At 65.6% G+C, this 25,815-nt stretch carries 31 protein-coding genes; 18 read left to right on the top strand and 13 right to left on the bottom strand.

Going from position 1 to position 25,815, the window contains the following annotated elements:
• The first annotated feature begins 76 nt into the window (after nt 1-76).
• The 3 genes from ffh to rimM all read left to right on the top strand — a co-directional run bounded on the left by ffh (nt 77) and on the right by rimM (nt 2,723).
• Nucleotides 77-1,561, top strand: a complete 1,485-nt coding sequence (ffh, locus tag ACG3SL_RS10090) for a signal recognition particle protein (protein WP_448665003.1) — start codon at nt 77-79, stop codon at nt 1,559-1,561.
• Nucleotides 1,562-1,604: 43 nt separating this feature from the next.
• Entirely contained in the window at nt 1,605-2,030 is a 426-nt protein-coding gene (gene rpsP, locus ACG3SL_RS10085; protein ID WP_448665002.1) for a 30S ribosomal protein S16, read from the top strand.
• Between the two features lie 171 nt (nt 2,031-2,201).
• Entirely contained in the window at nt 2,202-2,723 is a 522-nt protein-coding gene (gene rimM / locus ACG3SL_RS10080) for a ribosome maturation factor RimM (RefSeq protein WP_448665108.1), read from the top strand.
• Nucleotides 2,724-2,730: 7 nt separating this feature from the next.
• Here rimM and ACG3SL_RS10075 read toward each other — a convergent pair whose 3' ends face one another.
• Together ACG3SL_RS10075 and ACG3SL_RS10070 are read right to left on the bottom strand one after the other, a co-directional pair.
• A complete protein-coding gene (locus tag ACG3SL_RS10075) occupies nt 2,731-3,285 on the bottom strand; it encodes a hypothetical protein (RefSeq protein WP_448665001.1) in 555 nt (184 codons plus the stop codon).
• 1 nt (nt 3,286) lies between these two features.
• Entirely contained in the window at nt 3,287-4,210 is a 924-nt protein-coding gene (locus tag ACG3SL_RS10070; RefSeq protein ID WP_448665000.1) for an NAD(P)/FAD-dependent oxidoreductase, read from the bottom strand.
• A gap of 82 nt (nt 4,211-4,292) precedes the next feature.
• On the opposite strand from ACG3SL_RS10070, the gene ACG3SL_RS10065 reads away from it, so the two are divergent.
• The 5 genes from ACG3SL_RS10065 to ACG3SL_RS10045 all read left to right on the top strand — a co-directional run bounded on the left by ACG3SL_RS10065 (nt 4,293) and on the right by ACG3SL_RS10045 (nt 6,504).
• Nucleotides 4,293-4,571: an AbrB/MazE/SpoVT family DNA-binding domain-containing protein gene (locus ACG3SL_RS10065; RefSeq protein WP_448664999.1), complete on the top strand. Its 279-nt coding sequence runs from the start codon at nt 4,293-4,295 to the stop codon at nt 4,569-4,571.
• Nucleotides 4,568-4,942: a PIN domain-containing protein gene (locus ACG3SL_RS10060; RefSeq protein WP_448664998.1), complete on the top strand. Its 375-nt coding sequence runs from the start codon at nt 4,568-4,570 to the stop codon at nt 4,940-4,942. Before ACG3SL_RS10065 ends, ACG3SL_RS10060 begins: the two co-directional genes overlap by 4 nt.
• Nucleotides 4,942-5,673 (top strand): tRNA (guanosine(37)-N1)-methyltransferase TrmD, encoded by a 732-nt coding sequence (gene trmD, locus ACG3SL_RS10055; protein WP_448664997.1) that lies wholly within the window; start codon nt 4,942-4,944, stop codon nt 5,671-5,673. Before ACG3SL_RS10060 ends, trmD begins: the two co-directional genes overlap by 1 nt.
• A gap of 1 nt (nt 5,674) precedes the next feature.
• The gene (gene rplS, locus ACG3SL_RS10050) at nt 5,675-6,064 is read left to right on the top strand and encodes a 50S ribosomal protein L19 (RefSeq protein WP_448664996.1); all 390 of its coding nucleotides are present in this window, start codon (nt 5,675-5,677) and stop codon (nt 6,062-6,064) included.
• A 77-nt stretch (nt 6,065-6,141) separates the two neighbouring features.
• A complete protein-coding gene (locus tag ACG3SL_RS10045) occupies nt 6,142-6,504 on the top strand; it encodes a DUF805 domain-containing protein (protein ID WP_448664995.1) in 363 nt (120 codons plus the stop codon).
• Between the two features lie 88 nt (nt 6,505-6,592).
• Here the strand turns inward: ACG3SL_RS10045 and ACG3SL_RS10040 are convergent, their stop codons facing one another.
• A complete protein-coding gene (locus ACG3SL_RS10040) occupies nt 6,593-7,045 on the bottom strand; it encodes a ferritin-like domain-containing protein (RefSeq protein ID WP_448664994.1) in 453 nt (150 codons plus the stop codon).
• Between the two features lie 169 nt (nt 7,046-7,214).
• Here ACG3SL_RS10040 and ACG3SL_RS10035 point away from each other — a divergent pair, with 169 nt between their 5' ends.
• Both ACG3SL_RS10035 and ACG3SL_RS10030 read left to right on the top strand, forming a co-directional pair.
• The gene (locus ACG3SL_RS10035) at nt 7,215-9,434 is read left to right on the top strand and encodes a DPP IV N-terminal domain-containing protein (RefSeq protein WP_448664993.1); all 2,220 of its coding nucleotides are present in this window, start codon (nt 7,215-7,217) and stop codon (nt 9,432-9,434) included.
• Between the two features lie 269 nt (nt 9,435-9,703).
• Nucleotides 9,704-10,729 carry an aspartate-semialdehyde dehydrogenase gene (locus ACG3SL_RS10030; protein WP_448664992.1) on the top strand — a complete coding sequence of 342 codons (1,026 nt, stop codon included), beginning with the start codon at nt 9,704-9,706 and terminating at the stop codon, nt 10,727-10,729.
• A gap of 71 nt (nt 10,730-10,800) precedes the next feature.
• Here the strand turns inward: ACG3SL_RS10030 and ACG3SL_RS10025 are convergent, their stop codons facing one another.
• Nucleotides 10,801-11,802: an IS30 family transposase gene (locus ACG3SL_RS10025; RefSeq protein ID WP_448661285.1), complete on the bottom strand. Its 1,002-nt coding sequence runs from the start codon at nt 11,800-11,802 to the stop codon at nt 10,801-10,803.
• 196 nt (nt 11,803-11,998) lie between these two features.
• Between ACG3SL_RS10025 and ACG3SL_RS10020 the strand changes: the two genes are divergently transcribed.
• Genes ACG3SL_RS10020 through ACG3SL_RS10005 form a run of 4 tightly spaced genes read left to right on the top strand, consistent with a single transcriptional unit; the run spans nt 11,999 to nt 15,643 of the window.
• Nucleotides 11,999-12,442, top strand: a complete 444-nt coding sequence (locus ACG3SL_RS10020) for a GFA family protein (protein ID WP_448664991.1) — start codon at nt 11,999-12,001, stop codon at nt 12,440-12,442.
• Nucleotides 12,423-13,184: an alpha/beta fold hydrolase gene (locus tag ACG3SL_RS10015; protein WP_448664990.1), complete on the top strand. Its 762-nt coding sequence runs from the start codon at nt 12,423-12,425 to the stop codon at nt 13,182-13,184. Before ACG3SL_RS10020 ends, ACG3SL_RS10015 begins: the two co-directional genes overlap by 20 nt.
• Before the next feature lie 57 nt (nt 13,185-13,241).
• Nucleotides 13,242-15,083: a M2 family metallopeptidase gene (locus ACG3SL_RS10010; RefSeq protein WP_448664989.1), complete on the top strand. Its 1,842-nt coding sequence runs from the start codon at nt 13,242-13,244 to the stop codon at nt 15,081-15,083.
• A complete protein-coding gene (locus ACG3SL_RS10005; protein ID WP_448664988.1) occupies nt 15,080-15,643 on the top strand; it encodes a hypothetical protein in 564 nt (187 codons plus the stop codon). The genes ACG3SL_RS10010 and ACG3SL_RS10005 overlap by 4 nt, the downstream gene beginning before the upstream one ends.
• 12 nt (nt 15,644-15,655) lie before the next feature.
• Here ACG3SL_RS10005 and ACG3SL_RS10000 read toward each other — a convergent pair whose 3' ends face one another.
• From ACG3SL_RS10000 to ACG3SL_RS09985, 4 genes are all read right to left on the bottom strand, one after another.
• Nucleotides 15,656-15,799, bottom strand: a complete 144-nt coding sequence (locus ACG3SL_RS10000) for a hypothetical protein (protein WP_448664987.1) — start codon at nt 15,797-15,799, stop codon at nt 15,656-15,658.
• Nucleotides 15,800-15,861: 62 nt separating this feature from the next.
• Nucleotides 15,862-17,298, bottom strand: coding sequence for an AMP nucleosidase (locus ACG3SL_RS09995; protein WP_448664986.1), 1,437 nt, complete (start codon nt 17,296-17,298; stop codon nt 15,862-15,864).
• A gap of 91 nt (nt 17,299-17,389) precedes the next feature.
• Nucleotides 17,390-17,641 carry a hypothetical protein gene (locus tag ACG3SL_RS09990; RefSeq protein WP_448664985.1) on the bottom strand — a complete coding sequence of 84 codons (252 nt, stop codon included), beginning with the start codon at nt 17,639-17,641 and terminating at the stop codon, nt 17,390-17,392.
• Nucleotides 17,642-17,719: 78 nt separating this feature from the next.
• A complete protein-coding gene (locus tag ACG3SL_RS09985; protein ID WP_448664984.1) occupies nt 17,720-18,202 on the bottom strand; it encodes a redoxin family protein in 483 nt (160 codons plus the stop codon).
• A 95-nt stretch (nt 18,203-18,297) separates the two neighbouring features.
• On the opposite strand from ACG3SL_RS09985, the gene ACG3SL_RS09980 reads away from it, so the two are divergent.
• A complete protein-coding gene (locus tag ACG3SL_RS09980; RefSeq protein ID WP_448664982.1) occupies nt 18,298-18,858 on the top strand; it encodes a YqgE/AlgH family protein in 561 nt (186 codons plus the stop codon).
• A gap of 19 nt (nt 18,859-18,877) precedes the next feature.
• Here ACG3SL_RS09980 and arsH read toward each other — a convergent pair whose 3' ends face one another.
• From arsH to ACG3SL_RS09955, 5 genes are all read right to left on the bottom strand, one after another.
• The gene (gene arsH / locus ACG3SL_RS09975; protein WP_448664981.1) at nt 18,878-19,639 is read right to left on the bottom strand and encodes an arsenical resistance protein ArsH; all 762 of its coding nucleotides are present in this window, start codon (nt 19,637-19,639) and stop codon (nt 18,878-18,880) included.
• Nucleotides 19,639-20,925, bottom strand: a complete 1,287-nt coding sequence (locus tag ACG3SL_RS09970) for an arsenic transporter (RefSeq protein ID WP_448664980.1) — start codon at nt 20,923-20,925, stop codon at nt 19,639-19,641. The genes arsH and ACG3SL_RS09970 overlap by 1 nt, the downstream gene beginning before the upstream one ends.
• The gene (gene arsC, locus ACG3SL_RS09965) at nt 20,925-21,353 is read right to left on the bottom strand and encodes an arsenate reductase (glutaredoxin) (protein WP_448664979.1); all 429 of its coding nucleotides are present in this window, start codon (nt 21,351-21,353) and stop codon (nt 20,925-20,927) included. The genes ACG3SL_RS09970 and arsC overlap by 1 nt, the downstream gene beginning before the upstream one ends.
• A gap of 11 nt (nt 21,354-21,364) precedes the next feature.
• Nucleotides 21,365-21,697 carry an ArsR/SmtB family transcription factor gene (locus ACG3SL_RS09960; RefSeq protein ID WP_448664978.1) on the bottom strand — a complete coding sequence of 111 codons (333 nt, stop codon included), beginning with the start codon at nt 21,695-21,697 and terminating at the stop codon, nt 21,365-21,367.
• 544 nt (nt 21,698-22,241) lie between these two features.
• Entirely contained in the window at nt 22,242-22,883 is a 642-nt protein-coding gene (locus ACG3SL_RS09955; RefSeq protein ID WP_448664977.1) for a tyrosine-type recombinase/integrase, read from the bottom strand.
• Between the two features lie 179 nt (nt 22,884-23,062).
• On the opposite strand from ACG3SL_RS09955, the gene ACG3SL_RS09950 reads away from it, so the two are divergent.
• From ACG3SL_RS09950 to nusG, 3 genes are read left to right on the top strand one after another with little or no spacing between them, the layout of a single operon-like run.
• Nucleotides 23,063-24,376 (top strand): EAL domain-containing protein, encoded by a 1,314-nt coding sequence (locus ACG3SL_RS09950; RefSeq protein ID WP_448664976.1) that lies wholly within the window; start codon nt 23,063-23,065, stop codon nt 24,374-24,376.
• A complete protein-coding gene (locus ACG3SL_RS09945; protein WP_448664975.1) occupies nt 24,373-24,855 on the top strand; it encodes a hypothetical protein in 483 nt (160 codons plus the stop codon). The genes ACG3SL_RS09950 and ACG3SL_RS09945 overlap by 4 nt, the downstream gene beginning before the upstream one ends.
• On the top strand, nt 24,821-25,468 hold the full coding sequence (gene nusG / locus ACG3SL_RS09940; protein ID WP_448664974.1) for a transcription termination/antitermination protein NusG: 648 nt from the start codon (nt 24,821-24,823) through the stop codon (nt 25,466-25,468). Before ACG3SL_RS09945 ends, nusG begins: the two co-directional genes overlap by 35 nt.
• Nucleotides 25,469-25,815 lie beyond the last annotated feature (347 nt).

The raw sequence follows: 25,815 nt of genomic DNA, 5'->3' as shown, positions 1-25,815 counted from the left end.
CCGGCCGACGAGGTTTCGTCCGCCGGCGTGTTTTGCGTTTCGGGGTGCGGTTCGTGGATTTGGAGTGTTTGGTCTCATGTTCGAAAGTTTGAGCGATCGGCTGGGCGGCGTATTCGAGCGCCTGCGCGGGCGCGGCGCGCTCAACGAAGCCGATGTCCGCACCGCCATGCGCGAAGTGCGGATCGCCCTGCTGGAAGCCGATGTCGCGCTTCCGGTAGCGCGCGACTTCGTCGACAAGGTGACCGAGCAGGCCGTGGGCCAGCAGGTGCTGCGTTCGGTGACCCCGGGGCAGCAGGTCGTCAAGATCGTCAACGACGCGCTGATCGACATGCTGGGTTCGGACACCGCCGAACTCGAACTGGGCGTCACCCCGCCCGCCGTCATCATGCTGGTGGGTCTGCAGGGCTCGGGCAAGACGACGACCACCGCCAAGCTCGCTAAGCTGCTGAAGAAGCAGGGCAAGAAGGTGATGATGGCGTCGCTGGACGTCAATCGCCCCGCCGCGCAGGAACAGCTGGCGGTGCTCGGCACGCAGACCGAAGTGACGACGCTGCCGATCGTCGCGGGGCAGCAGCCGGTCGACATCGCCAAGCGGGCGATGCAGTCGGCAAAGCTCCAGGGCTATGACGTGCTGATGCTCGATACTGCGGGCCGCCTGCACGTCGACCAGGCGCTGATGGACGAGATGAAGGCAGTGGCGGACATCGCCAATCCTGCCGAAATCCTGCTGGTGGTCGACTCGCTGACCGGCCAGGACGCCGTGAACGTCGCGTCGAACTTCTCCGAACAGGTGCCGCTGACCGGCGTGATCCTGACCCGGATGGACGGCGATGCGCGCGGTGGCGCCGCGCTGTCGATGCGTGCGGTCACCGGCAAGCCGATCAAGTTCGCGGGCATGGGCGAAAAGCTCGACCAGATCGAGGCGTTTCACCCGAAGCGCGTCGCGGGCCGCATCCTGGGCATGGGCGACGTCGTCAGCCTGGTCGAGCGCGCCGCCGAGGCGATCCAGGAGGAAGACGCCGAGCGCATGGCGAACCGGCTCGCCAAGGGCCAGTTCGACATGAACGACCTGCGCAGCCAGTTGCAGCAGATGCGCCGCATGGGCGGGCTGGGTGCGCTGGCGGGGATGATCCCCGGCATGAAGAAGGCGCAGGCGGCGATGGCCGGCGGCGGGATGGACGAAAAGATCCTGCTGCGCATGGACGCGATGATCACGTCGATGACTCCCAAGGAACGCGCCAAGCCCGAACTCATCAACGCCAAGCGCAAGATCCGCGTCGCCAAGGGCAGCGGAACGACCGTGCAGGACGTCAACAAGCTGCTCAAGATGCACCAGGAAATGCAGACCGCGATGAAGCGTCTGAAGAAGATGGGCGGATTGAAGGGCATGATGGCGATGTTGGGCAAGGGCGGTCCCGGCGGCGGCATGGCGGGCCTGGGCAACGCGCTGGGCGGCGCCGACATCGGCGACATGATGGGCAAGGTGGGCGGCGGCCTGCCGGGGCTTCCCGGCGGTGCGAAACTGCCCCCTGGCTTCGAGAATCTTCTGAAAAAGAAGTGATTTAGACCGAAACTTTGAAACTGATACTCTAGAAGGAAGAATAATGGCTCTCTCTATGCGTCTTTCGCGCGGCGGCTCCAAGAAGCGCCCGTACTACCGGATCGTGATCGCCGATGCGCGCAGCCCGCGCGACGGCAAGTTCATCGAGAAGATCGGCACGTACAACCCGCTGCTGGGCAAGGAAGACGAGAAGCGCGTTGTCCTGGACGGCGAGCGCGCGAAGCACTGGCTGAGCGTTGGCGCACAGCCGACCGACCGCGTCGCCCGCTTCCTGGACGTTGCCGGCATTAAGGAGCGCGCCGCGCGCACCAACCCGAACAAGGGCAAGCCGGGCGAGAAGGCCGTCGAGCGCGCTGAAGAGCGTGCCGAGAAGCTGAAGGCCGCCGAGGAAGCCGCTGCCGCCGCAGCAGCCGCACCTGCGCCGGCCGCTGAAGAAGCACCGGCTGCGGAAGAAACCGCGGAAGGTTGAGGCCTTTGCCGGTCATCGCGCGTTTCCCCCGGCCACCCAGTCGAGAGGAGCGCGTGATGGCCAGCAAACCCGAAACCGGCCCGGACACCGAGGATCGTGAAAATCCCGGAAGCACCAGCACCAACCCCAACGGGGTCAGCGCCGAAGACCCCGCCGAAGGGCCCGACGACAATCCCGGCGAACAGCCCGGATCGCCCGAAGGCTGATCGCCCGGTCACGCTTGCGGCGGTAATCGGCGCGCACGGGATCGCCGGCGAAGTCCGCCTGAAGGTCTTTGCCGACGATCTGGCGCGCTATGCGTCGTTCAATGACGGCGCGCTGACGCTGAAGTCGGTGCGCGGCGGATCGAACGGCACCATCGCGCGCTTCGCCGAAGTCGCCGATCGCAACGCCGCCGAGGCGCTGCGGGGCACGGCGCTGACTGTCCCGCGCAGCGCGCTGCCGCCGCTGGGCGAGGGCGAATATTATCATGTCGACCTGCTGGGCCTGCCTGCGGTCTCGTCCGAGGGCGAGGCGCTGGGGGCCGTGATCGCGATCGACAATTACGGCGCGGGCGACGTGCTGGAGATCGAGCGCCCGGCGGGCGACGATGGCAAGCCCGGCAAGCGCTTCATGGTGCCGATGCGCCCCGAAGCGGTGCCCGAATGGGATGCCGAGCGGCTGGTGATCGACGCGGCGTTCGTCGAGGACTGAACGCGGATCAGCGCAGCGGCGGCCAGTCGCTGCGCATCGCCACATTTTCTCCCTGCGCATCCGAAATGACGGTCGAGACCGTATCGCGCAGCCCTGCCTCCGCGCCCTTTTCGACGGGACGGGGCACGTACCACAGCATCCGGGTCATCGCTGGCGTGCGCAGGACATCGTCGGGCGTCCCGAAGCGGCGGGCCAGCGCGTCCGCGAATGCCTGTGCCGCGCGGCGGTTGGTCGCGCCGTCGGCAAGCGGGCTTCCCGGATCGTTGAAGTCGAGATGCGTGAGGCGCGTCTGCCCGTCCGCCGTGCGATAGCCCAGCAACAGCCGGCGCGTAGTGCCGCGCGCATAGCAATGCAGCGTCGCCGTGTCCGATCCGGCGCGGGGGCAGGGGGCGTAGCCTTGCCGCGTAAGCACCTGTTCCACTGCCGCACGCTCCATCATCGGGGCGATGCCGTCGATCGCATAGGCGCGCCACTCGGCCTCGGTCGCGCGGCGGGGCGCGTCGCTGGCGGGGCCGCTGCACTGGCAGGCAAGCAGCAGCGGCAGGCAGGCGAGCGCGCGCATCTCAGCGATGCTCCACCGGCGCGCGCAGCAGGGGGCGCTGTGCCGCCAGCATGTTGCGGATCGTCGTCGCCGCGACGCCGGCCTCGCCCATTGCGTGGCTGATCTGGTCGAGGCCCTTGGCGACGTCGCCGGCCGCGAACAGGCCGGGGATCGAGGTGCGCTGGTGGTCGTCCACTTCCAGGCACCCGTCCTCGCTCGCCCGCGCGCCCGCCTGCACCGCCAGATGCGAGCGGATGCGCGAACCGAGCGCGGGATAGACGCTGTCGAACGCCATGCGACCCTGGGCGGTGTCGAGCGCGAGCGTGTCGCCTTCGATTGCATAGCTGCCGCACGGCCCGTCGACGCGCGCGATGCCCGCCGCGTCGAGCGCGGCGGCGCAGGACTCGTCCAGATCGTGCTCGGCATCGGGCGCGATCAGTGTCACGTCGGCGGTGTAGCCCCGCAGGAACAGCGCCTCGCGCATCCCATGCTCGCCGGTGCCGATCACGCCGACGCGCTTGTCGGTAACCTCATAGCCGTCGCAGATCGGGCAATAGCGCAGCAGCCCGCGCTGGAGCGCCTCCGCATGGAGGGCGTCGGGCATGTCGGGGCGATGATTGACCACGCCGGTGGCGAGCAGCACCGATCGCGCGGTGACTTCACGCGGGCCGATCGACACGCCGAACCCTTCGTCCAGCGCGCGCAGCCCCGTGACTTCGGCCTGTTCACGCACCGCGCCATATTTCTCGGCCTGGGCGAGCATCAGGCCCAGCAGGTCCTTGCCCGAGATGCCCTCCGGATAGCCGGCGTGATTATGGGTGCACGGGATCAGCGCGGCCCGGCTCGACCCGCAATCGAACAGCCGGATCGAGAGGTGAAAGCGCGCGAGATAGATGGCGGCGGTGAGGCCGGCGGGGCCGGCGCCGATGATGATGCAATCGTCCATCGCAGCGGGACGCGCGGACGGTGGGGAGGTTCCTTGACGGCGAATGGGGCTGTATATACATCGCGTATATACGGAGGTCGCGATGACCAAGGAATATCGGGCAAAGACATTCAAATCGGGGAATTCCGTCGCGCTGCGCCTGCCCAAGGGGATGGGTATCGAGCCCGGCCGCGAAATGCGCGTGCGCGAGGAAGCCGGTAAGTTCACGATCGAGCCGGCAGAGACAAAGCGCCGGATCGATGTCAGCAAATTCTGGGGCAAGGCGCCGGAGCTTGCGCTTCCTCCCCGGGAGGATTTCGACGATCCACCCCGTGCGTGGAATGGTGATGCGCGACATGCGGGCGGTGATTCCGGCCTGTGACGCTTGCGCTGCTGGACACAGATAGCTGCATTTATGCGCTGACAGGCACGCGCCCCCGGTTGCGCGCGTTGCTGGAACAGCGGCCTGCGGGTTCGGTCGCTATTTCTGCCGTCACCTTTGCGGAGATCGCGTTGGGCTCGGCGAATGGCAAGCTGCCCGTACAGGCGGTGCTCGACGCATTTGTGGAAGAGATCGGCTTGCTCGATTTCGATGCGGCCGCCGCGCGCGCCTATGCGACATTGCCGTTCAAACGCGGCAGGTTCGATCGCCTGCTGGCCGCGCACGCGCTAAGCCTGGACGCGATTGTAGTTACCAACAACGAACGCGATTTCGCCTACATCCCCGGCCTTCGCGTAGAGAACTGGACCTGATGACCTTCGCTGCAACTGTCGTGACTTTGTACCCCGAGATGTTTCCCGGGCCGCTTGGCATATCGCTGGCGGGCCGGGCGTTGCGCGAGGGGAGGTGGAGTCTGGATACCGTGCAGATCCGCGACTTCGCGATCGACAAGCACCGCACCGTGGACGACACGCCCGCAGGCGGCGGCGCAGGGATGGTGCTGCGCGCCGACGTGCTGGCGGCAGCGCTGGACAGCGTGGAGCCCGGTCGCCCGGTGCTGGCGATGACGCCGCGCGGGCGCCCGCTCACCCAGGCGCGGGTGCGCGAGCTGGCGGCGGGGCCGGGGGCGGTAATCCTGTGCGGCCGGTTCGAGGGATTTGACGAGCGGATTTTCGAGGGGCGCGACATCGAACAGGTCTCGATCGGCGACTATATCCTGTCGGGCGGCGAGATGGGCGCGCTGGTGCTGCTCGACGCTTGCATTCGGCTCGTTCCCGGAGTAATGGGCGCGCCTTCCAGCGGCATGGACGAGAGCTTCGAAACGGGGCTGCTCGAATATCCGCAATATACCCGACCTGTCGAATGGGAAGGGCGCACGATCCCCGAAGTGCTGCGATCGGGGGATCATGCGAGGATCGAAGCCTGGCGACGCGCACAGGCGGAGACCGATACACGGCTAAGGAGGCCGGATCTGTGGGAGCGCCACGAGGGCGCTCGGGTCCAGTCTCCCTCTGGTGCGCAGCGACGAAACAAGGACGAATGACATGAACGTCATCCAGACGCTCGAAGCCGAGCAGATCGCCAAGTACAACGAAGCGAAGAAGATTCCCGAATTCCGCGCAGGCGACACGCTGAAGGTCGGCGTGAAGGTCGTCGAAGGCGAGCGCACCCGCGTGCAGAACTTCGAAGGCGTGTGCATCGCGCGCTCGAACAAGGGCATGGGTTCGAACTTCACGGTCCGCAAGATCTCGTTCGGCGAAGGCGTCGAGCGCGTGTTCCCGCTCTATTCGCCGAACATCGATTCGGTCGAAGTCGTCCGCCGCGGCGTCGTGCGTCGCGCGAAGCTCTATTACCTGCGTGGCCGCACCGGCAAGTCGGCGCGTATCGCCGAGCGCCGCGACAACCGTCCGGCCAAGGCCGAAGCCGCCGAATAACGGCAGCGATCCGGTACGCTATTCACGGGCGCGGAAGTCGGATACGACTTCCGCGCCCGTTTGCTTTGGGGGATGGTGTGAGCGGTCGGATCGGCAGGGGTGAGTTCTGGGCATTCGCAGCGGGCTTTGCCGTGATCGGCGCGCTGTTGCTCTGGCTCGTCGATATCGAACCGGCGGGGTTTGCGGGCGCGGCGGTGGTTAGCGCCGTCGTGCCACGACTGCATGATCTGGGCCGGACGGGATGGTGGGCGGCGCTTCCGTTGGGGTGTGCCGCGATCGTGCTGATCCTGGGGAGTCTGTGGATCGTCCCGCGCCCGGTGGTGCTGGCGGCGTTCGTGGTGCTGGGCAGCGCCTTTTTGGCCTGGCTCGTCGTGCTGGGCATCCTGCCGGGGCAGCCGGGGCGGAACCGTTTCGGGCCGCCGCCGCGATCGGGGTATTGATGGCCGGCTGGTAGAAGAAGAAGGCCCTCACCCAACCCTCTCCCGCCCGCGGGAGAGGGCTTAGAAGGGGAGAGGGCTTAAGGGCGTGTCAGTCCGCTGTCTGGAGCAGATCGCGCAGGGCCTTGGACTGGTCGTGCCCGGTCTGGACCGAGCGGAAACAGGTTTCCATCACGCCGCGCGTGCCGTCGGAGATATGGCCGTCGCCGATGGCGCGTTCATATTCCTCCTTCAGATAATCCTCGCCGCGCTCGATCTCGGCAAAGATCGCCGCGTCGCCGCCGCCCAGCACGCGGCGCAGGTCTTCCCAGCGGCGGTGGAGCGTCGCGGCGGCGGAGCCATAGTCGGCCGGCGTGCCGCCCAGCTCGCGGCTCTTTTCCGACAGCGCCGCGACAACGCGGCGGCGCTCGGCGGCCATGTCGGCGAAGAACTGGCGAAAGCGTCCCGCCTCGGCATGCTCGGCGGCCTGCTCATAGCCGCGCACGCTGTCGATCGTGGTGACGATCAGGTCGTCGAGTTTCGAGATGTCGGTATTGGTGGACATGGCGCACTCCCTCTGGTGGACAAGGGACTAACCGCGCAGCGCCACTCTGGTTGCGCAGGAATGAAGGTTAGCGCCGGTTAACCCCGCCGCTCCCGCGCCCCCTTTACCCGCGCCGCGCACGCCGCGATAACGCAGCCCCCGGCAGCGGCCGGGCTGTCGGAGGGTTGGAATGCAAAAATGGCTGGTGGGGTTGGCTTTGGCGGGGACGCCGCTGATGGGCGGTAATGCGTTGGCGCAGGGACAGAAGCTGACGCTCGAGCGCGTATTCGCCAGCCCTGACCTGAACGGGCAACAGCCGCGCGCGGCGCGCCTGTCCCCCGATGGCAAATACCTCACGCTGCTGCGCAACCGCCCGGACGAGAAGGAGCGGTTCGATCTGTGGGCGATGGATACCACCAGCGGCCAGTGGCGGATGCTGGTCGATTCCAAGAAGCTGGGCACCGGCGCCGAATTGTCCGAAGCCGAGAAGATGCAGCGCGAGCGCGCGCGGATCGGCGGGAGCAAGGGCATCGTCGCCTATGACTGGGCGCCCGATGGCAAGGCTATCCTGGTGCCGCTGGAAGGCGAATTGTACCTGGCCGGGCTGGACGGCACGATCCGCAAGCTGCCCGCCGGGGCAGGGCCGAAGCTGAACGCCACCGTCAGCCCCGCCGGGCGCTATGCCAGCTATGTGCAGGACCAGAACCTCGTGGTGATGGACCTGGCGGGCGGGACGCCCAAGCGGATCACCGATGACGGCAAGGGCACCGTCCACTGGGGCGAGGCCGAGTTCGTCGCGCAGGAGGAAATGGATCGCTTCACCGGCTATTGGTGGTCGCCGGGCGACCGCTATGTCGCGGTCGAGCGCTTCGACGAGGCGCCGGTGGGCATCGTCACCCGCGCCGCGATCGGCGCCGAGGGGACCAACATCTACCAGCAGCGCTATCCCAAGGCGGGCACGCCCAACGTGCTGGTCGACCTGTATGTCATGGACGCCGCCGGGCAGGGGCGGGTGAAGGTCGATCTGGGCAAGGAGACCGACATCTATCTGGCGCGGGTCGATTGGTCGCAGGACGGCAAGACGCTGTATGTCCAGCGCCAGAACCGCGACCAGACCGTGCTGGACCTGCTCGCCGTCGATCCCGCCACGGGCGCGTCGAAACTGGTGTTCAGCGAGAAATCGGGGCCGAAAAGCTGGGTCAACCTGTCGCACGCGCTGACGCCACTGAAGGACGGCAGCCTGATCTGGTGGTCCGAGCGCGACGGCCATGGTCATCTCTATCACTTCAAAGCGGGCAAATGGACCCAGCTGACCCAAGGACCGTGGGAAGTGATGCCCGACGTCGCGGGCGTGGACGAGGCGACGGGCCGCGTCTTCTTTGCCGCGAACAAGGACGATCCGCTCGAACGGCACCTCTATACGGTCGACCTGAACAAACCCGGCGCCGTCACGCGGCTGACCGAGCGGGGATGGTGGAACGGCGCGTCGATGGATGCGTCGGCGCGGCGGATGATCGTCACGCGATCGAACACCAATCAGCCGAGCCAGACCTATCTGGCCGACGCCAGCGGCAAGCGGCTCGCCTGGGTGAACGAGAACGCCGTCACCAGCGCCGAGCATCCCTATAACCCCTATCTCGCCAGCCACCGCGAGCGGACGTTCGGCACGGTTAAGGCCGAGGACGGCACCGTGCTGCATTGGGAAATGATTACGCCCAAACTGGAGCCGGGCAAGCGCTACCCCGTGTTCTTCCAGCATTATGGCGGCCCGCACGTCCAGACGGTCAGCCGCGCCTGGGGCGGTTCGCTCCAGCAATATCTGGTCGAGCGCGGCTATATCTGGTTCCAGATCGACAATCGCGGATCGGCCAATCGCGGCAAGGTGTTCGAGGATGCGATCTGGCACGCGATGGGCAGCGTGGAAGTGCAGGACCAGCTGGCCGGCGCGAACTATCTGAAGACGCTGGACTATGTCGATCCGAAGCGGATCGTCACCTATGGCTGGTCCTATGGCGGCTATATGACGTTGAAGATGCTGGAAAAGCTTCCCGGCGTGTTCGCGGCGGGCGTTTCGGGCGCGCCGGTGACCAAGTGGGAACTGTACGACACCCATTATACCGAACGCTATATGGGCGATCCCAACAAGGTGCCGGAGGCGTACAAGGCGTCGGACAATATCGCCGACGCGGCGAAGATCGCCGATCCGCTGCTGCTGATCCACGGCATGGCCGACGACAATGTCGTGCTGGAGCACAGCACCGCGATGGCGGCGACGCTGCAGCAGAAGGACGTGCCGTTCGAGATGATGTTCTATCCGGGCCAGACGCATGGCGTGAAGGGGCCGGGCATCAGCCTGCATCTGTGGAACACGATCCTCAACTTCCTGTCGCGCAACGGCGGGGCGAAATAAGGATGGGCGCCGCGCCTGCCACATGGGCGGGTGCGGCGCACTTTCCGATTTTTTCGCGAAAAGGGCTCGCCACGCAGCTTTCGGTCTGTTACCGGCGCGCCATGTTTCGAAAACGTTCTTCGACCATTCGAATTACGCCGCGCCCGTAACGGGCGCATCCGGCGCGGTCGCGCGCGAAGCACAGGAATGCACTCGCATTCCGCAACTCTCTCACACTAAAGGGCATCCATGCCGCCGCTGTCGGCCGCGTGGGATGAAAGAGGAAACTTATGGGCTACCGTGTCGTGGTCGCTGGCGCCACCGGCAATGTCGGTCGGGAAATGCTGAACATCCTGGCCGAGCGTGAATTTCCGATCGACGAACTGGCGGTGCTGGCCTCGGGCCGCAGCCAGGGCGACATGGTCGATTTCGGCGAGACCGGGAAACAGTTCAAGGTCCAGAACATCGAGCATTTCGATCCCACCGGCTGGGACATGGCGCTGTTCGCGATCGGATCGGAAGGCTCGGAGAAATACGCGCCCAAGTTCGCCGCCGCCGGATGCGTCGTGATCGACAATGCGTCGCTGTACCGCATGGACCCGGACGTGCCGCTGATCGTGCCCGAAGTGAACCCCGAGGCGATCGACGGCTATACCAAGCGCAACATCATCGCGAACCCCAACTGCTCCACCGCGCAGATGGTCGTGGCGCTGAAGCCGCTGCACGACATGGCGAAGATCAAGCGCGTGGTCGTCGCGACCTACCAGTCGGTTTCCGGCGCGGGCAAGGCGGGGATGGACGAGCTGTTCGAGCAGAGCCGCAACATCTTCGTCGGCGATCCGGCGGTGCCGACCAAGTTCACCAAGCAGATCGCGTTCAACGTGATCCCGCACATCGACAGCTTCCTGGACGACGGCTCGACCAAGGAAGAATGGAAGATGGTGGTCGAGACCAAGAAGATCCTCGATCCCAAGATCAAGGTGACCGCCACCTGCGTGCGCGTGCCGGTGTTCGTCGGCCATTCGGAAGCGATCAACATCGAGTTCGAGAACGAAATTTCGGCCGAGGATGCCCAGAACGTGCTGCGCGAGGCGCCGGGCATCATGCTGATCGATAAGCGCGAGGACGGCGGCTATATCACGCCGATCGAATGCGTCGGCGAATATGCCACCTTCATCAGCCGCGTCCGCGAGGATTCGACGGTGGAGAACGGCCTGTCGCTGTGGTGCGTCAGCGACAATCTGCGCAAGGGCGCGGCGCTGAACGCCGTGCAGATCGCCGAACTGCTGGGCCGCCGGCACCTGAAAAAGGCATAAGCACGGCGCCCCCTCCCAATGAAGCGGGGGACCCTAAATCCCGTCATCCCAGCGCAGGCTGGGATGTGGACTCACGGTTGAAGTGCACCGGTTGAGATTTTGGAGAATGCCTCTGCGGGTGTGAGGAAGCCAAGGCATTTTCTTGGGATATTGTTGAGCCGGTCGGCACAGGCACGGAGTTGTCTGTGGCTGACGGTGTCGAGGTCAGTTTTGCGAGGCAGGCTTCGGCGCAGTCGGCCGATGGTGTTTTCGACACCGCCCTTTTGCCATGGGGCTCGGACATCGCAGAAGAAGGTCTGGATGCCGAGGCTGTCGTGAAGGCGGTGATGTTCGGCGAACTCGGTGCCGTTGTCGAAGCTGATGGTCCTGCGCAGATCCTGGGGGATATGGCGCAGTCTGCGGGTGATCCGGCGTGCGGTCAGCTCGGCTCTGCGGTGGGGAGGCTTGTCGAGGATGGTGTAGCGTGTGTGGCGCTCGTGCAAGACGAGGACATTGTGCCCATATCGGGCGAACAGCATATAGTCTGCTTCCCAATGGCCCGGCTGTGCGCGATCCCGGGCTTCGAGGGGGCGTTCGCCGATCGGCCTGCGCTGTTTGATGAAGCTGGCCGGGCTTCCGCCCTGGCGGCCATAGCGGCCGCGCCTTGCCTTGCAGCGGGGCAGAAGGCGGTGCCAGTAGTCCTTCTGGGCCGAGCGATGATAGACGTATCGATAGATTGACTCGTGGCTGACCATGGTGCGACCGTGCTCAAGCGCCAGTCGGCCGGCGATCTGTTCGGGAGAGCATCCCATCGCAAGGCCGTTCTTCACGATATCTCGCAGGTCCGGCTGGCGCGCCAGCTTGAAACGGCCGTCCCATCGTCGTCGTCTGATCGCGAGCCTATGGGCACGCCCGGGCGCATAGCCGCCGGGCCAGACCTTGGTCGGCTTGCTATTGCGCCTGAGTTCCCGACCGACCGTCGTGTGATCACGCCCGATCGCGGTGGCAATCTGTCGGCAAGATATACCGCCCTCATGAAGGCGGCATATCTCGATCCGCTCGTCGAGGCTGAGCTGCCTGTAATGTCGTCCCATCGCGCAATCACCTTAGCAGGTGGTGCACTTGTTCCGTGAGTCCGGGGGATCCATTGCCACTGCGCTACGTACAAAAAGCGCCGGCGGAGCACCGAATGGATCCTGACTTTCGTCAGGATGACGGCGATTTTTTTTGTGCGATTGCCTCGGTGTGGAGCGGCGGGATAGAGTGCGGCGGCCATTTCGGGAGCGCGCCATGGCCGAACCAATGACGGGCGGATGCCAGTGCGGGCGGATACGCTACACGGTGCAGATCGCCGATGACGATGCCTATCTGTGCCATTGCCGCATGTGCCAGCGCGCCACCGGCGGGGTCTCGATCGCGTTCAAGGGCGTGCGCAAGGCCGATGTGGCGTGGGAGCGCGAGCCGGATCGCTACGCCTCGTCGCCCATCGCCATGCGCGGGTTCTGTTCGGCGTGCGGCACGCCGCTGACCTTCGAATTTCCCGACAGCGAGACGATGGACCTGACCGTCGGCAGCTTCGACCAGCCAGGGCGTTTCCAGCCACGCCACCATTATGCGGTGGAAAGCATTCACGAACAGTGGGTCGACACGCACACGCTGCCCCGATACCGGACCGAAGACAACCCGAACGTCGTCAAACGCTGGATGGATACAATTGGCCGACTTCCCGACTGAAACGCACCGCTTTGCCAGCGTCGATGGCACGCATATCGCCTGGACCGAAATGGGCGAGGGGCGGCCGCTGGTGCTGATCCATGGCTATTTCTCCAGCGCGGAGGTCAACTGGATCAAGTTCGGCCACGCTGCGAAGATCGCGGCGCAGGGCTACCGCGTCATCATGCCCGATCTGCGCGCGCACGGGCATAGCGACAAGCCGCACGATCCCGCCGCCTATCCGCCCGACATCCTGATGCGCGACAACATGGCGCTGGTCGCGCATCTGGGGCTGACCGATTACGACCTGGGCGGTTATTCGCTGGGCGCGCGCACCACGGTGCGGATGCTGGCGAACGGGGCCGCGCCGAAGCGGGTGATCCTGTCGGGCATGGGCCTGACCGGCCTGCTGCACACCGAGGGGCGGGGGACCTATTTCCATCGCGTCCTGACCAACCTGGGCAGCTTCGAGCGCGGCAGTTCGGAATGGCTGACCGAGGCGTTCCTGAAGACGACCAAGGGCGATCCGCAGGCGCTGCTGCTGATCCTGAACACCTTTGTCGACACGCCGCATGACGTGATCGCGGGGATCGCGCAGCCGACGGTGGTGATCGCGGGCGACGAGGATTACGACAATGGTTCGGCGCAGGACGTGGCCGAACTGCTTCCGCACGGCGTTTTCCGCGAGATTCCGGGCAATCACATGAGCGCAGTGACCAAGCCGCAGCTGGGCGACGCCATCGTGGACTTTCTGACCGCTTGACCGGGACGGGGCGGCGGGCGAGAGTCCGCCATCCCCAAATTTGGTCGAGGTTTCAGAATGATCCGTTATGGCATTTCGCTGATCGCGCTCGCGGCGCTGCTGCCGGCGTCCGCAGGCGCACAGACGGCACCCGCAGCACCCGCCGCCCCCGCCGAAGCCGCGCCCACCGCCGCCGAGGCACAGGCGTTTATCCAGCGCGTGCAGGATGAGCTGACCGCGTTCAACCTCACTGCGTCGCGTGTGGCGTGGATCAACGCCACCTATATCACCGACGACACCGATGCGCTGGCGTCCGAATATGGCGCGCGCGGCACCGAAATGGCGGTGCGCTGGGCGATCGAGGCGGCGCGCTTCCAGAAGGCGCCGGGCCTGACGGGCGAGCAGCAGCGCCAGCTGACGATGCTGCGCAGCGCGATCACCCTGCCCGCGCCGACCACGCCGGGCGCCGCCGCCACCCTGTCCGAGATTTCGACCAAGCTTGGTTCGGAATATGCCAAGGGCAAGGGCACGCTGCACGGCAAGCCGATCAACGGCAGCGACATCGAGGCCGAAATGGGCGAGAGCCGCGATCCCGCCGCGCTGAAGGAAATGTGGGTCAGCTGGCACGACAATGTCGGCGCGCCGATGCGCGGCGACTATGCCAAGATGACGGCCATCGCCAACCAGGGCGCGAGCGAGCTGGGCTTCAGCGATGTCGGCGCGATGTGGCGTTCGGCGTATGACATGCCGCCGGCGGAATTCGCCAAGCTGACCGATAAATTGTGGAATGACGTAAAGCCGCTCTATGTCGCGCTGCACACCTATGTCCGCCGCAAGCTGAACGAGAAATATGGCGATGCGGTGCAGGCCAAGACCGGCCCGATCCGCGCCGACCTGCTCGGCAATATGTGGGCGCAGGAATGGGGCAACATCTATGACGTGGTGGCGCCGCCGGGCGCGGGCGATGTCGGTTATGACGTGACCGAGCTGCTCAAGGCCAAGTCGTATGACTGGAAGAAGATGGTCCAGACCGGCGAGGGCTTCTATTCCTCGCTCGGCTTCACGCCGCTGCCGCAGACCTTCTGGGAACGCTCGCTGTTCGTGAAGCCTGCCGACCGCGAAGTGCTGTGCCACGCCTCGGCATGGGACCTGGACGAAAAGAACGATGTGCGCATCAAGATGTGCATCAAGGTGAACGCCGACGATTTCGTCACGATCCACCACGAGCTGGGGCATAATTACTACCAGCGCGCCTATCAGGCGAAGCCCGCGCTGTACCGCAACGGCGCCAATGATGGTTTCCACGAGGCGATCGGCGATTTCGTCGCCCTGTCGATCACGCCCGAGTATCTGACCCAGATCGGCCTGCTCGATCCCGCCAAGGTGCCGAGCGCCGACAAGGACACCGGCCTGCTGCTGCGTCAGGCGATGGACAAGGTGGCGTTCCTGCCCTTTGGCCTGCTGATCGACAAATGGCGCTGGCAGGTGTTCGACGGCACGATCCAGCCAAGCGGCTATCAGGCCGGCTGGGACAAGCTTCGGCTGCAATATCAGGGCATCGTCGCCCCAGTGGCACGCGACGAGACGCGGTTCGACGCTGGTGCAAAATACCATGTCGCGGGCAGCGTGCCCTATACCCGCTATTTCCTGGCGCGGCTGCTCCAGTTCCAGTTCTTCAAGGCGGCGTGCGACCAGTCGGGGTGGAAGGGGCCGCTGCATCGCTGCTCGTTCTACGGCAACAAGGAAGTCGGCGCGCGGCTGAACAAGATGCTCGAAATGGGCGCGTCCAAGCCGTGGCCCGATGCGCTGGAAGCGTTCACCGGCAGCCGCGAAATCTCCGGCAAGGCGATGATGGAATATTTCGCCCCGCTGAAGAAGTGGCTGGACGCCCAGAACAAGGGCCAGCCGCAGGGGTGGTGATCCTCGCGCTTGCCCTTGCGACCGCCGCGCTTCCCGGTTCGGACGGGATCACGGCGGTAGCGGGCGGGCGCGTGCGCTCGCCCGACAAGGTCTGGACCCTGTGGGCCTCGGCCGTCGATCCCGACGCAGAGGACTCCACCACGATGCTGCGCCTGCGCGGGCCGGACGTGCGCGATCGCGGGCTGATGCCGTTCGACCGCGAGGTGCGAGTGGTGTGGCCGGGCGAGCCGGGCATGGTGCTGGTGGTCGATCAGGGCGTCCACCTGGCGACGCTGCACGCCTTCACGGTGGCGAAGGGCGAGACGGTGGCCGACCGGCTGGAAAGCGACATGGCGCGCGGGCTGGCGCTGCGCCGACCGGCGATCGGCCAGGTGGAGAACCGCAGGATCGCCTTCGGGCGCGTTCGCGGCACGATGTGTGTGCTGGTCGAAGAATCGGGACTGCCGCCGGGGCGCAGCGAGGGAAGCTACGTCACCCGGCGCATGGCGTTCCGGCTCAACCTCGCGGCCAGGCGCGCCGCCCTGGTGCGGGCCTGCCCGGGGGCCGTGCTGGCGGAATAACGAAGCGGGCGGTCAGGCCGCGCTTTTGTCGTCCGGGATCATGTTCTCGTCGGCGATCTGGGCATCCCATTCGGCGGAGCTGTCGGTGCCGTCGGGCTGGTGCGCGTGGCCGGTGGTCTCGTCCTCGGGGGCGGGCGTCGGTTCGGGGTTGGACATGGCTCTCTCCTCTGACCGTGCAAACGCGGGGCGGGGCCGGAATATCCCGGCCCCGAACGCCATTACCGGAACGGCGGCTCGTTGAACGCGCGCAGCTTGCGGCTGTGGAGGCGCGCGCCTTCGCGGCGGAGTTCTTCGCAGGTCTCGATGCCGATCTTGAGGTGCTCGGCAATCGCGCGCTCGTAGAAGCGGTTGGCCTGGCCCGGCAGCTTCAGCTCGCCGTGCAGCGGCTTGTCCGAGACGCAGAGCAGCGTTCCATAGGGCACGCGGAAGCGATAGCCCTGTGCCGCCAGCGTCGCCGACTCCATGTCGATGCCCACCGCGCGGCTGAGCGAGAAGCGCAGCGCCGAGCGCGAATATTGCAGCTCCCAGTTGCGATCGTCCGTAGTCACGATCGTGCCGGTGCGCAGCCGCTGCTTCAGCTCGTCGCCCGACTGGCCCGACACCGTCTCCGCCGCGCGGGCCAGCGCCAGCTGGACTTCGGCGATGGCGGGGATGGGGATTTCGGGGGGGAGGACTTCGTCCATGATGTGGTCGTCGCGCAGATAGGCATGGGCGAGCACATAGTCGCCGATCCGCTGGCTGGGGCGCAGCCCGCCGCAATGGCCGATCATCAGCCACGCCTCGGGCCGCAGCACCGCGAGGTGATCGGTGATCGTCTTCGCGTTGGACGGGCCGACGCCGATATTGACCAGCGTGATCCCGCTGCCGCCCGGTGCCATCAGGTGATAGGCGGGCATCTGGTGCCGCCGCCACGCGCTGTCCGACACCAGCCGGTCGACATCCTCGGGCCGCTCGATCACGATCCCGCCCGCGCCGGACACGCCCGTAAAGCGCGTGTCCTCGCTCAGCTGGCTCGCCGCCCAGCGCACGAATTCATCGACATAGCGATGATAGTTGGTGAACAGGATATAGCGCTGGAAATGCTCGGTCGCAGTGCCGGTATAGTGTCGCAGCCGGGCGAGCGAGAAATCGGTGCGCAGCCCGTCGAACAGCGCCAGCGGGCGCGTGCCGTCGTGCGAAATCCAAAGCCCGTCGGCGATCTCGTCGCCGATATGGGCCAGCTCGGTCGCGGGGAAATGCCGCGCCAGCTCGACGGCGGACACCTGATCCAGCTGCATCGCGTGGCCGGGATCGAGGACATAGGCGAAGGGGATTTCCTGCCGGCCGGGACAGGCTTCGACCTCGACGTCGTAATCCTCGATCAGGAAGGTCAGCTGTTCGACCAGATATTCGGCGAACATCGCCGGCTTGGTCACGCTGATGCGGTATTCGCCGGGCTCGACGAGGCGCCCGAACGAGCGCCGGGGAACCGGACCGCCGGTGCCGCCGGCATAGCGCACCCGGATTTCGGGATAGGCGAACGAGCCGTCGTGGCGGCTTTCGGGCGGGGGCGGGGTGCCATCGGCGAGATAGCGAGTGAGCGCGGCCTGGAGGAGCTCGACGGAGCTGCGATACAGGCTGTCCAGCTCGGCGACGATGTCGGATGCTTGAGTCATCTTCCACGGCTAAAGCGCAAAGATGACTCTGGCAAGACCGGGGGCAAGACCGGGCCCCTCGACGACTATGTCGCGAGGGGCCGGGCCGGCATTATTTCTTGGCGGCGGGCTTGGTCGCCGGCTTTTCCTTTTCGCCGCCCAGCTGGGTGGCGGCATAGGCAGCGCCGCCGATCGCGGCAGCGGCGCCGGCGGCGATCGCTGCGGCGGTGACCGGATGCTCCTTCACGGCCTCGACCGTGGCATCGATCGCGCCGCCGATCGCTTGTTGCGCGGTTTCGAGGAACGACTTGGCCGTCTCCGTAGCCTCGGTCGTGGCTTCGCTGGTAGTTTCGGTGGTAGCCATGGCGTTTTCCCTTCGATGAAAGAAGATGCGCCGGATTCAACTCCGGCGCACGACGCCAGTTCCGTTACGCGCCCGAAGTTACAGCTGGCCGAGCATATAATCGGCCGAGCTGACCTCGAACTGGCCCGGGGCCTCGACGTTCAGCTGTTCGACGACACCGTCGTTGACGACCATCGAGAAGCGCTGGCCGCGCGTGCCCATGCCGAATTTGGAGCCGTCCATTTCCAGCCCCAGTGCCTTGGGGAAATCGCCATTGCCGTCGGCGAGCATCGAAACCTTGCCCTCGACGCCCGAAGCCTTGCCCCATGCGGCCATCACAAAGGCATCGTTCACGGCGGTGCAGGCGATCTCGTCCACGCCCTTTGCCTTCAGCGCGTCGGCCTTTTCCACGAAGCCGGGCAGGTGCTTGGCCGAGCAGGTGGGGGTGAAGGCGCCGGGGACCGAGAACAGCGCGACGCGGCGGCCGGCGAAGAAATCGTCCGAGCTGATCTGCTCGGGACCGGCTTCGGTCACTTTGACGAAGCTGGTGGTGGGGACGCGATCGCCAAGCTGAATGGTCATGGTACTCTCCTTTTGGGGTGGGGGCCTTCATCGGCGCGGCGCGCCGCATTTTCAAGCGTGGCGGAGCCGGATGCCACGCGGTAGGTTATGCGGTGATGGATTCGACTCCTTTCCTTTCCGGCCAGTTCCTGCTGGCAATGCCCGGTATCGGCGATCCGCGCTTCGAACGCGCGGTGATCGCGATCTGCGCGCACGATCACGACGGTGCGCTGGGCATCGGCATCGGTGAGACGATCGACGGGCTGCGGCTGCACGGCCTGCTGGAGCAACTCGGCATCGAACCGGGCGAGGCGCCCGACGCGCCGGTGCATTTCGGCGGCCCGGTCGAGCCCCGGCGCGGCTTCGTGCTGCACACCCCCGATTGGGGCGGGCAGGACACGATCGACGTGGGCGGGCGCTGGGCGCTGTCGGGCACGGTCGACGTGCTGCGCGCGATCGCCGAGGGGCAGGGGCCGAGGCAATGGCTCGTCGCGCTGGGCTATGCCGGCTGGGGCGAGGGACAGCTGGACGCGGAGATGACGCGGCACGGCTGGTTCAGCACCGATGGCGATGCCGCGCTGCTATACGCAGTCGAGGCCGAAGACCGGTGGAGCCGGTGCTTCGCCACCGCAGGGGTGGACCCCCGTTTGCTGGCGAACTGCACCGGGCGGGCGTAGATCCGACGCGGGCGGGGCTTCAGCGCTGCCGCTGCCCGGCCTGTGCCGCCGTCGCGATGCTAGAAGGATCGGTGGCGGCATCGACCGGCACGCCTGCCTGACGGCGCTCGGAATAGCGATCCACGAGCTGCGCGGCGTGGGGCCGCAGGAGCACGGTAAAGCGCACCAGTTCCTCCATCACATCGACGATCCGGTCATAATAGCTGGAGGGCCGCATCCGCCCGGCCTCGTCGAACTCCTTGTACGCCATGGCGATCGACGACTGGTTGGGGATGGTGAACATCCGCATCCAGCGGCCGAGCAGGCGCAGCGTGTTCACCGCATTGAACGATTGCGAGCCGCCCGATACCTGCATCACGGCGAGCGTTCGGCCCTGGGTGGGGCGCATCCCCTGCATCTCCAGAGGGAGATGGTCGATCTGCGCCTTCATGATGCCGGTGATCTGGCCGTGACGCTCGGGGCTGCACCACACCTGCCCCTCGGACCACAGCGCCAGTTCGCGCAGTCTGTGGACTGCGGGATGATCGTCGCCCGCCACCTGGTCCGGCAGCGGGAGGGTGGACGGATCGAAGATCCGCGTCTCCGCGCCGAACAACCGCAACAGGCGTGCCGCTTCTTCCACCGCAAGGCGCGAGAAGGATCGCTCGCGCAGACTGCCGTATAATAAAAGTATGCGCGGCGCCGGGTCGGCAGGACCGAGCCCCGCAGCGGGGCGCGCATGGACGAAGGCGGGGTCGAGCGCCGGCAGATGGTTCGGGTCGGGCAGGTCGCGCAACAGCATCAGGATACTCCAATCCACAACGCCAGCGCCATCAGCGTGACGAGCAGCACCGGCACGGTAAGGGTGACCCCCACCCGGAAATAATAGCCCCAGCCGATCCGCACGCCCTTCTGCCCCAGAACATGCAGCCACAGCAGCGTGGCCAGCGATCCGATCGGCGTCAGCTTGGGGCCGAGGTCGCATCCGATGACGTTGGCATAGATCATCGCATCGCGCACGGCGCCGGTGGCGTGCGCGGCATCGATCGAGAGCGCGCCGACCAGCACGGTCGGCATGTTGTTCATCACCGACGAAAGCAGCGCGGCGAGCACCCCGGTGCCCAGTGTCGCGCCCCACACGCCGCCCGCAGCAGTGCGGTCGAGCAGCGCGGCGAGATGGTCGGTCAGCCCGGCGTTCCGCAGGCCATAGACGACGAGGTACATGCCAAGCGAGAAAAGCACGACCTGCCACGGCGCGCCGCCCAGCACCCGTCGCGGCTGGATCACGCCGCCGCGCCCGGCGACGGCTAGCAACACGACCGCGCCGGCTGCCGCGACCGCGCTGACCGGCACGCCGATCGGGTCGAGCAGGAAGAATCCGGCGAGCAGCAGCGCGAGGACGACCCAGCCGGCGCGAAAAGTGGCGACGTCGCGGATCGCCGCGTCAGGCGTGCGGAGCTGCGCCACGTCGTAGCGCGCGGGAATGTCGCGGCCATAGAACAGCAGCAGCGCCCCCAGCGTCGCGGCGACCGATCCCAGGTTTACCGGCACCATCACCCGCGCATAGGCATCGAATTCGAGGTGGAAATAGTCTGCCGAGACGATGTTCACCAGGTTCGACACGACCAGCGGCAGGCTGGCGGTATCGGCGATGAACCCGGCGGCCATGACGAAGGCGAGCGTCGCCCGGTCGCCATAGCCCAGCGCGCGCAGCATCGCGATGACGATCGGGGTGAGGATCAGCGCCGCGCCATCATTGGCGAACAGCGACGATACCCCCGCGCCCAGCAGCACCACCAGCGCGAACAGCCGCCGGCCATGCCCCTTGCCCCAGCGCGCGACGTGCAGCGCCGCCCATTCGAAGAACCCGGCTTCGTCCAGGACCAGGCTGATGACGATGATCGCGACGAACGTGGCGGTCGCGTTCCACACGATGCCCCACACCACCGGCACGTCCGCCAGCGTTACCACGCCCGCAAGCAGCGCCACCGCCGCGCCGCCCAGCGCGCTCCAGCCGATGCCGAGCCCGCGTGGCTGCCAGATGACGAGCGTTATCGTGGCGACGAAGATCAGGATCGCGGCCAGCATCAGCCGATGCGCCGGCCGGAGTCGTCCACCACAGGCGCGCCATCCTCCTTGGCAAAGGCGCCGCGCTGGGGCGTCGGGAGCAGGTCGAGCACTGCCTCCGACGGGCGGCAGAGGCGCACGCCGAGCGGCGACACCACCAGCGGACGGTTGATGAGGATCGGATGCGCGAGCATCGCGTCGAGCAATGCGGCGTCGGAAAGCGCGGGGTCGTCCAGCCCGAGCGCGGCATAGGGCGTGCCCTTTTCGCGCAGCAGGTCGCGCGGCGTCATCCCGGCGCGATCGATCAGCTCTGCGAGCAGCGCGCGGGCGGGCGGGGTCTTGAGGTACTCGATCACATGCGGCTCGATCCCGGCGTTGCGGATCAGCCCCAGCACGTTGCGCGACGTGCCGCATTCCGGATTGTGGTATACCACGATGTCGATCGCCATGTGCTTCCCTTTCAGCAGCAGGGGGTCAGTTCGGCGAGCAGCGGCCCGCACAATTCGGGCGATCCTGCACAGCAATCCTTCACCAGGAACAGCGTGAGCGCGCGCAGCCCGTCCAGGTCCGCGCGATAGCGGATCGAGCGGCTGTTGCGTTCGGATCGCACCAGCCCCGCGCGGGCGAGAATGGCGAGGTGCGCCGACATCGTGTTTTGCGGCACGTCGAGCCGGCGCGCTACGTCGCCTGCCGCAAGCCCGTCCGGTTCGTGGCGCACCAGCAGGCGGAACGCATCGAGGCGCGTCCCCTGTGCGAGGGCGGCGAGTGCGGAAATGGCCGAATCCGTATCCATATATCCGGAATAGCGGATGCAGCTATTTTTGCCACCCGTGTTTTGAACCTTCTCGATTTCTCGGGCGCTTTCGGGCGAGAGGACAAACGCGAAGAGTTCCGGGTGTGCTCCCGGGAAACTCCTGAGTGTTCGCGTAGCGCCCACGGCGTACCCTGCCGACAGCGAGGGACAGTCACTGCGGTCCACGCGATAATGCATCGGAATCGGTTGGAATTCCGTACGGCTCTCCGGTGGCGTGACGAGCTTGGAGACCGCATATGTATGAGTCTCTGACGACGATCCGGCACGCTGCTGACGCGCTTCGAAACCCTCGCCGGGATATAGGAACCGCTTTGGACGTTGTGCCTCGGCTCAGCCGTATCGGGGGCATTATATATTCGGACGGGAGGCGGGTATTCCGCGATCCGTGACGGTTAATGCGCCGCTAACGATACCAGTATGGCGACGAGTAATGGAGTATAAGCGTATGAAATATATAACTAATGTCAGTTACACTATAGCCAAAAGTGTAACTACAGGCAATAGGGCCGGTTAACGCCGGCACTTACAGCGGGACGCTGATCGCTATCGCGGATTCTTTCAATCGCACTCGTGGTTTACGCGCATTTGCGGTGCGCGGGCCGCCCACGGAAAGCCCGCTCCAGGTCCGCGACGCGATGTCGCGTTCCTCCGGCCCGACCGCGCTGGTGTAGATCGCCGTCGTCTTGATGTCGGCATGCCCCAGCCAACGCTGCACCAAAGTTAATGGAACATTAGCCTGAATGGCGCGAACGCCGAAGCCGTGGCGAAGGCCTTTCGGGCTGGCATGCCCGCCGCGTACGTCGGCCGCCTGCATTGCCGCACAAATTCTGCGATATCCCGTCATGCGGGACCATGGCCATAACCGTTCCTCGTCCAGTATTCCGGCGTTCAGCTGGCTTCTGATCTGCGCAAGCAAGTTCGCGGGAAGCGGAATCGCTCGATAAACGCGTTTGCTGCGCTTTTTCAAACTCCGGATTACGGCGTGCTTCGTTTCGAAGTCTACGTTTTTCGCGGAAAGTGACAGTGCCTCGGATATGCGGCATCCCGTTACCGCGATGAACCAGCAAAAGCTGTGCGTTGCGGGATCCATCGCCTTCGCAGCAGCCAGAAATGCCGTGACCTCCGTCTTGGTCAGGTACTTTCGTTCGCCGTTCACATTGTACATCGTCCACGGCATTGTCTCACATATCCCCTCTACGTTCGTGGATTCAGGGGTTAAATTGTATTCCTTGACGAAGCGTTGCGAATCCGGCGCTGTTACACTTTTGGCTATTGCGTCTCACGGAGGCTTCGCTTTTCCGAAGCGGTGTGGGGGCAGGTATGGGGCAGCCTTTCCAAGGCTTGATGGCGCAGGTTCAGGATTTCGAATCCGAAGCGCGGCGCATCGGCAGCGCCTGCCATATCCTGGTTAAAATTTCGTTCGCGAATACCGAAGCCGTCGGCGAAGCCTATGGCCGCGAAGCCGCACGCCTTTTCGTATCGATGCTGGTCGAGCGTGCGGAGCAGTTCGTGCAGGGGGCGGGCATGGTCGAATGGAGCGGGATCTCGCTCGACGTGCTCGTGTTTGATCCCGAGCATCTTTCGGCGCTTCGTGGCTTGGGCGGCTCTTCCGACACGGCGATTGTGTCGGCGCTGGTCTTTGCGCTTGCCCGTAGCCCGCTCGTCGTGGCCCCGGGGGTCGAGGTGCTGCCCCTCATCGTTGCGGCGGGCGGGCAGGTGGAGCCGTTCGCTGCGCCTGCGCTCGCGGAGGTGGGGGTTGAACTCACCCGCAGGTTGTATGCCGCGACGCCGCTGTTCGGCGCGTTGGCCGGCAGCGAGGAGATGCGCGCGCTGTACGTACGCGACATGGCCGTCGCCGTGATGGTCGCCGAGGCGCTGGAAGACGAACGGCTCTTGATGCTGTGGGAACCGGTCGCCGGCGTGGACGAGGATGCCGCGCTGCTCTATCAGGTTGGCGCAGAGCGGATTGTCGTCCCCGGGGGCAAGCTCCGCGAACCCGACAGCTTCATACCCGCGCTTGAGCGGACCGGCATGATCCGGGCGCTCGACGTGCATGTCATGCGAATGACCATCGAGCGGCTGCGCGCCAATCCGACGCACCGCCTGGGCTGCCGAATGTCCGCGCAGAGCGCTGTCATCGACGGTTGGTGGACTGATGTTCTGGAGGAACTGGAAAGGGATCCGGATGTCGCAGCGCGCCTGATCGTGGAATTCGCCTCAGGCCCGGCTGCGCACGCGATCGGGCTGATGGTGGCGTTCGCCGATAGGCTGCGCTGGCTGGGCTGCGCGATCGCGGTGGACGCGCTGGGGTCGTGCCTGACCAGCCTCGATCGTGCGTTCCGCGCCGATATCATCAAGATCGACGGCGCCCATCTGGAGCGCGCGGTGGAGCGGGCGTCCGAACAGGATATCGACCGGCTCCGCCACCTGATCGGACTCGCCAAGACGCTGGCGACGGACGTGGTGATCGGGGGAGTCGAGGACGATGTTCGATTGAAGGCCGCGCAACATGCTGGCGCGCGCTGGTTTCGCGGGGCGCGGCTGGGCAGCCCTAGCTTCACGTTGCGCAGCGTGCGGTCCGGCATCGTGCCGCCGCTGGTTGCGGGCGTTTTCAGCAAAGCCCTCCCGCTGGGTGTGTCCGAAGCGATCCCGCAATGACGATGGACGCGCCCAGGGAGGTTGATCGCATGCGCCCGGATGGCGCGGTGCGGGTGTCATCTTTCGACGCTGCATCGGATTTCGCGGCATTTCCCGGCCTTTACACCGCAAAGGGCGGGGAGCCGCCCCACTTGAAGATCCGCCGTACGGTCAGCGCGATCATCGCGTGGCGCAAGCGCCGGGCCCGCTTCTTCCCGGGGGACCTTTTCGCCGATCCGGTGTGGGACATGCTGCTCGATCTGGCCGTCGCGCGGATCGACGGCAGACCGCTCCAGATATCCTATGTGGGTATCGAGGCCGGCGTCGCATCCAGCACGTCGCTGCGCTGGATGAAGTATCTGGTTGCGCGCGGGCTGGTGCGTCGCTGGCGCGATCCGTTGGATAAGCGCCGGGAGCTGGTCGAACTGTCCGACGAAGGGCTCACCGCATTCCTCGGATATGTCGATGATGTTCTCGAGCATGCGCCGATTGAGCGGTGACTTGCCGACATGCCGCAAGAATACAGAACTGCCGGAAAAGAACGAAGTCATGAAATGGTATGTCGTAAACACGCGCGTTAATTCCGAGAGGATGGCGCGCCGAAATCTGGATCAGCAGGGGTATAGTTGCTTTTTGCCGGTCTATCGCAAGACCGTTCGCCATGCCCGAAAAGTGACCGAAGTATTGGCGCCGCTATTTCCATCCTATCTTTTCGTTGAGTTCGATCCCGAATGGACTCGCTGGCGGCCCATCAACGGAACTGCGGGCGTTCGCGGAATCGTCAGTGGAAGCGATGGTCGGCCATCTGCGGTGCCGATGTCGGTGATGCGCATGCTGCAAAGCCAGTGCCGTGGCGAACTGGTCGAGTGGCGCAGCAGCGGATTGGAGGTGGGTCAGAAAATCGTGATGACCTCCGGCCCGTTCACCGATTTCTTGGGCGAAGTGCAGCGGCTGGACGGGCCGGGCCGGGTGCGGCTCCTGCTCGAGGCGATGGGCAATGTGCCGATCACGGCGCCCCTTAGCGCGGTACAGCCACTGGAGATGACGCCTTCTATGACCGGCCTGACGCGCGCGCCTTCTGGCAGTACGCAGCGGCTGGGTTTGGGCCGGTAGCCGATGCGAATATCGCGTACGAAGCTCGCGTTTTTCTGCCAAATGTGCCGGTTGGCGGGCAGTAAATTAACATCGTCGCCAAATTGGCGCATTCAATATCCTGAACTTATGAACGGGATGTTGACTGAGCGTACGCCCGTATGTCAGTGAATTTTCAGGGTTGAGAGAGGGAGGGTGCTTTGAGAATACTGCAACTATCTCTTTCCATTTTGGCAATAATCGTGCCTAATTCGGTTTCTGCTCAGAATGAGGCGGCGGCTTCGCTGTCGCCTCGCGTGGCGCCGGCAATGGCATGTCCCCGTGCAGGCAATGCCACGCTTTTGTCCTGCCCGACCCGGGGCAAGCTG

Source organism: Sphingomonas degradans, assembly GCF_053502645.1.
The sequence above is the reverse complement of the archived record's forward strand: the minus strand, read 5'-3'. Positions and strand labels throughout refer to the sequence as shown.

Bases quoted from the DNA above. Each gene is read 5' to 3' on its own strand.
- ACG3SL_RS09955 (WP_448664977.1), bottom strand. From the start codon at position 22,883: ATGTACAATGTGAACGGCGAACGAAAGTACCTGACCAAGACGGAGGTC.
- ACG3SL_RS09960 (WP_448664978.1), bottom strand. From the start codon at position 21,697: ATGGATACGGATTCGGCCATTTCCGCACTCGCCGCCCTCGCACAGGGG.
- ACG3SL_RS10035 (WP_448664993.1), top strand. From the start codon at position 7,215: ATGCAAAAATGGCTGGTGGGGTTGGCTTTGGCGGGGACGCCGCTGATG.
- rpsP (WP_448665002.1), top strand. From the start codon at position 1,605: ATGGCTCTCTCTATGCGTCTTTCGCGCGGCGGCTCCAAGAAGCGCCCG.
- ACG3SL_RS10000 (WP_448664987.1), bottom strand. From the start codon at position 15,799: ATGTCCAACCCCGAACCGACGCCCGCCCCCGAGGACGAGACCACCGGC.
- ACG3SL_RS10010 (WP_448664989.1), top strand. From the start codon at position 13,242: ATGATCCGTTATGGCATTTCGCTGATCGCGCTCGCGGCGCTGCTGCCG.
- ACG3SL_RS10030 (WP_448664992.1), top strand. From the start codon at position 9,704: ATGGGCTACCGTGTCGTGGTCGCTGGCGCCACCGGCAATGTCGGTCGG.
- arsC (WP_448664979.1), bottom strand. From the start codon at position 21,353: ATGGCGATCGACATCGTGGTATACCACAATCCGGAATGCGGCACGTCG.
- ACG3SL_RS10040 (WP_448664994.1), bottom strand. From the start codon at position 7,045: ATGTCCACCAATACCGACATCTCGAAACTCGACGACCTGATCGTCACC.
- ACG3SL_RS10075 (WP_448665001.1), bottom strand. From the start codon at position 3,285: ATGCGCGCGCTCGCCTGCCTGCCGCTGCTGCTTGCCTGCCAGTGCAGC.
- ACG3SL_RS09950 (WP_448664976.1), top strand. From the start codon at position 23,063: ATGGCGCAGGTTCAGGATTTCGAATCCGAAGCGCGGCGCATCGGCAGC.
- ACG3SL_RS10065 (WP_448664999.1), top strand. From the start codon at position 4,293: ATGACCAAGGAATATCGGGCAAAGACATTCAAATCGGGGAATTCCGTC.
- nusG (WP_448664974.1), top strand. From the start codon at position 24,821: ATGATGTTCTCGAGCATGCGCCGATTGAGCGGTGACTTGCCGACATGC.
- rplS (WP_448664996.1), top strand. From the start codon at position 5,675: ATGAACGTCATCCAGACGCTCGAAGCCGAGCAGATCGCCAAGTACAAC.
- ACG3SL_RS09995 (WP_448664986.1), bottom strand. From the start codon at position 17,298: ATGACTCAAGCATCCGACATCGTCGCCGAGCTGGACAGCCTGTATCGC.
- ACG3SL_RS09970 (WP_448664980.1), bottom strand. From the start codon at position 20,925: ATGCTGGCCGCGATCCTGATCTTCGTCGCCACGATAACGCTCGTCATC.
- ACG3SL_RS09945 (WP_448664975.1), top strand. From the start codon at position 24,373: ATGACGATGGACGCGCCCAGGGAGGTTGATCGCATGCGCCCGGATGGC.
- ACG3SL_RS09985 (WP_448664984.1), bottom strand. From the start codon at position 18,202: ATGACCATTCAGCTTGGCGATCGCGTCCCCACCACCAGCTTCGTCAAA.
- ACG3SL_RS09990 (WP_448664985.1), bottom strand. From the start codon at position 17,641: ATGGCTACCACCGAAACTACCAGCGAAGCCACGACCGAGGCTACGGAG.
- ACG3SL_RS09980 (WP_448664982.1), top strand. From the start codon at position 18,298: ATGGATTCGACTCCTTTCCTTTCCGGCCAGTTCCTGCTGGCAATGCCC.
- ffh (WP_448665003.1), top strand. From the start codon at position 77: ATGTTCGAAAGTTTGAGCGATCGGCTGGGCGGCGTATTCGAGCGCCTG.
- ACG3SL_RS10070 (WP_448665000.1), bottom strand. From the start codon at position 4,210: ATGGACGATTGCATCATCATCGGCGCCGGCCCCGCCGGCCTCACCGCC.
- ACG3SL_RS10020 (WP_448664991.1), top strand. From the start codon at position 11,999: ATGGCCGAACCAATGACGGGCGGATGCCAGTGCGGGCGGATACGCTAC.
- trmD (WP_448664997.1), top strand. From the start codon at position 4,942: ATGACCTTCGCTGCAACTGTCGTGACTTTGTACCCCGAGATGTTTCCC.
- ACG3SL_RS10025 (WP_448661285.1), bottom strand. From the start codon at position 11,802: ATGGGACGACATTACAGGCAGCTCAGCCTCGACGAGCGGATCGAGATA.
- arsH (WP_448664981.1), bottom strand. From the start codon at position 19,639: ATGCTGTTGCGCGACCTGCCCGACCCGAACCATCTGCCGGCGCTCGAC.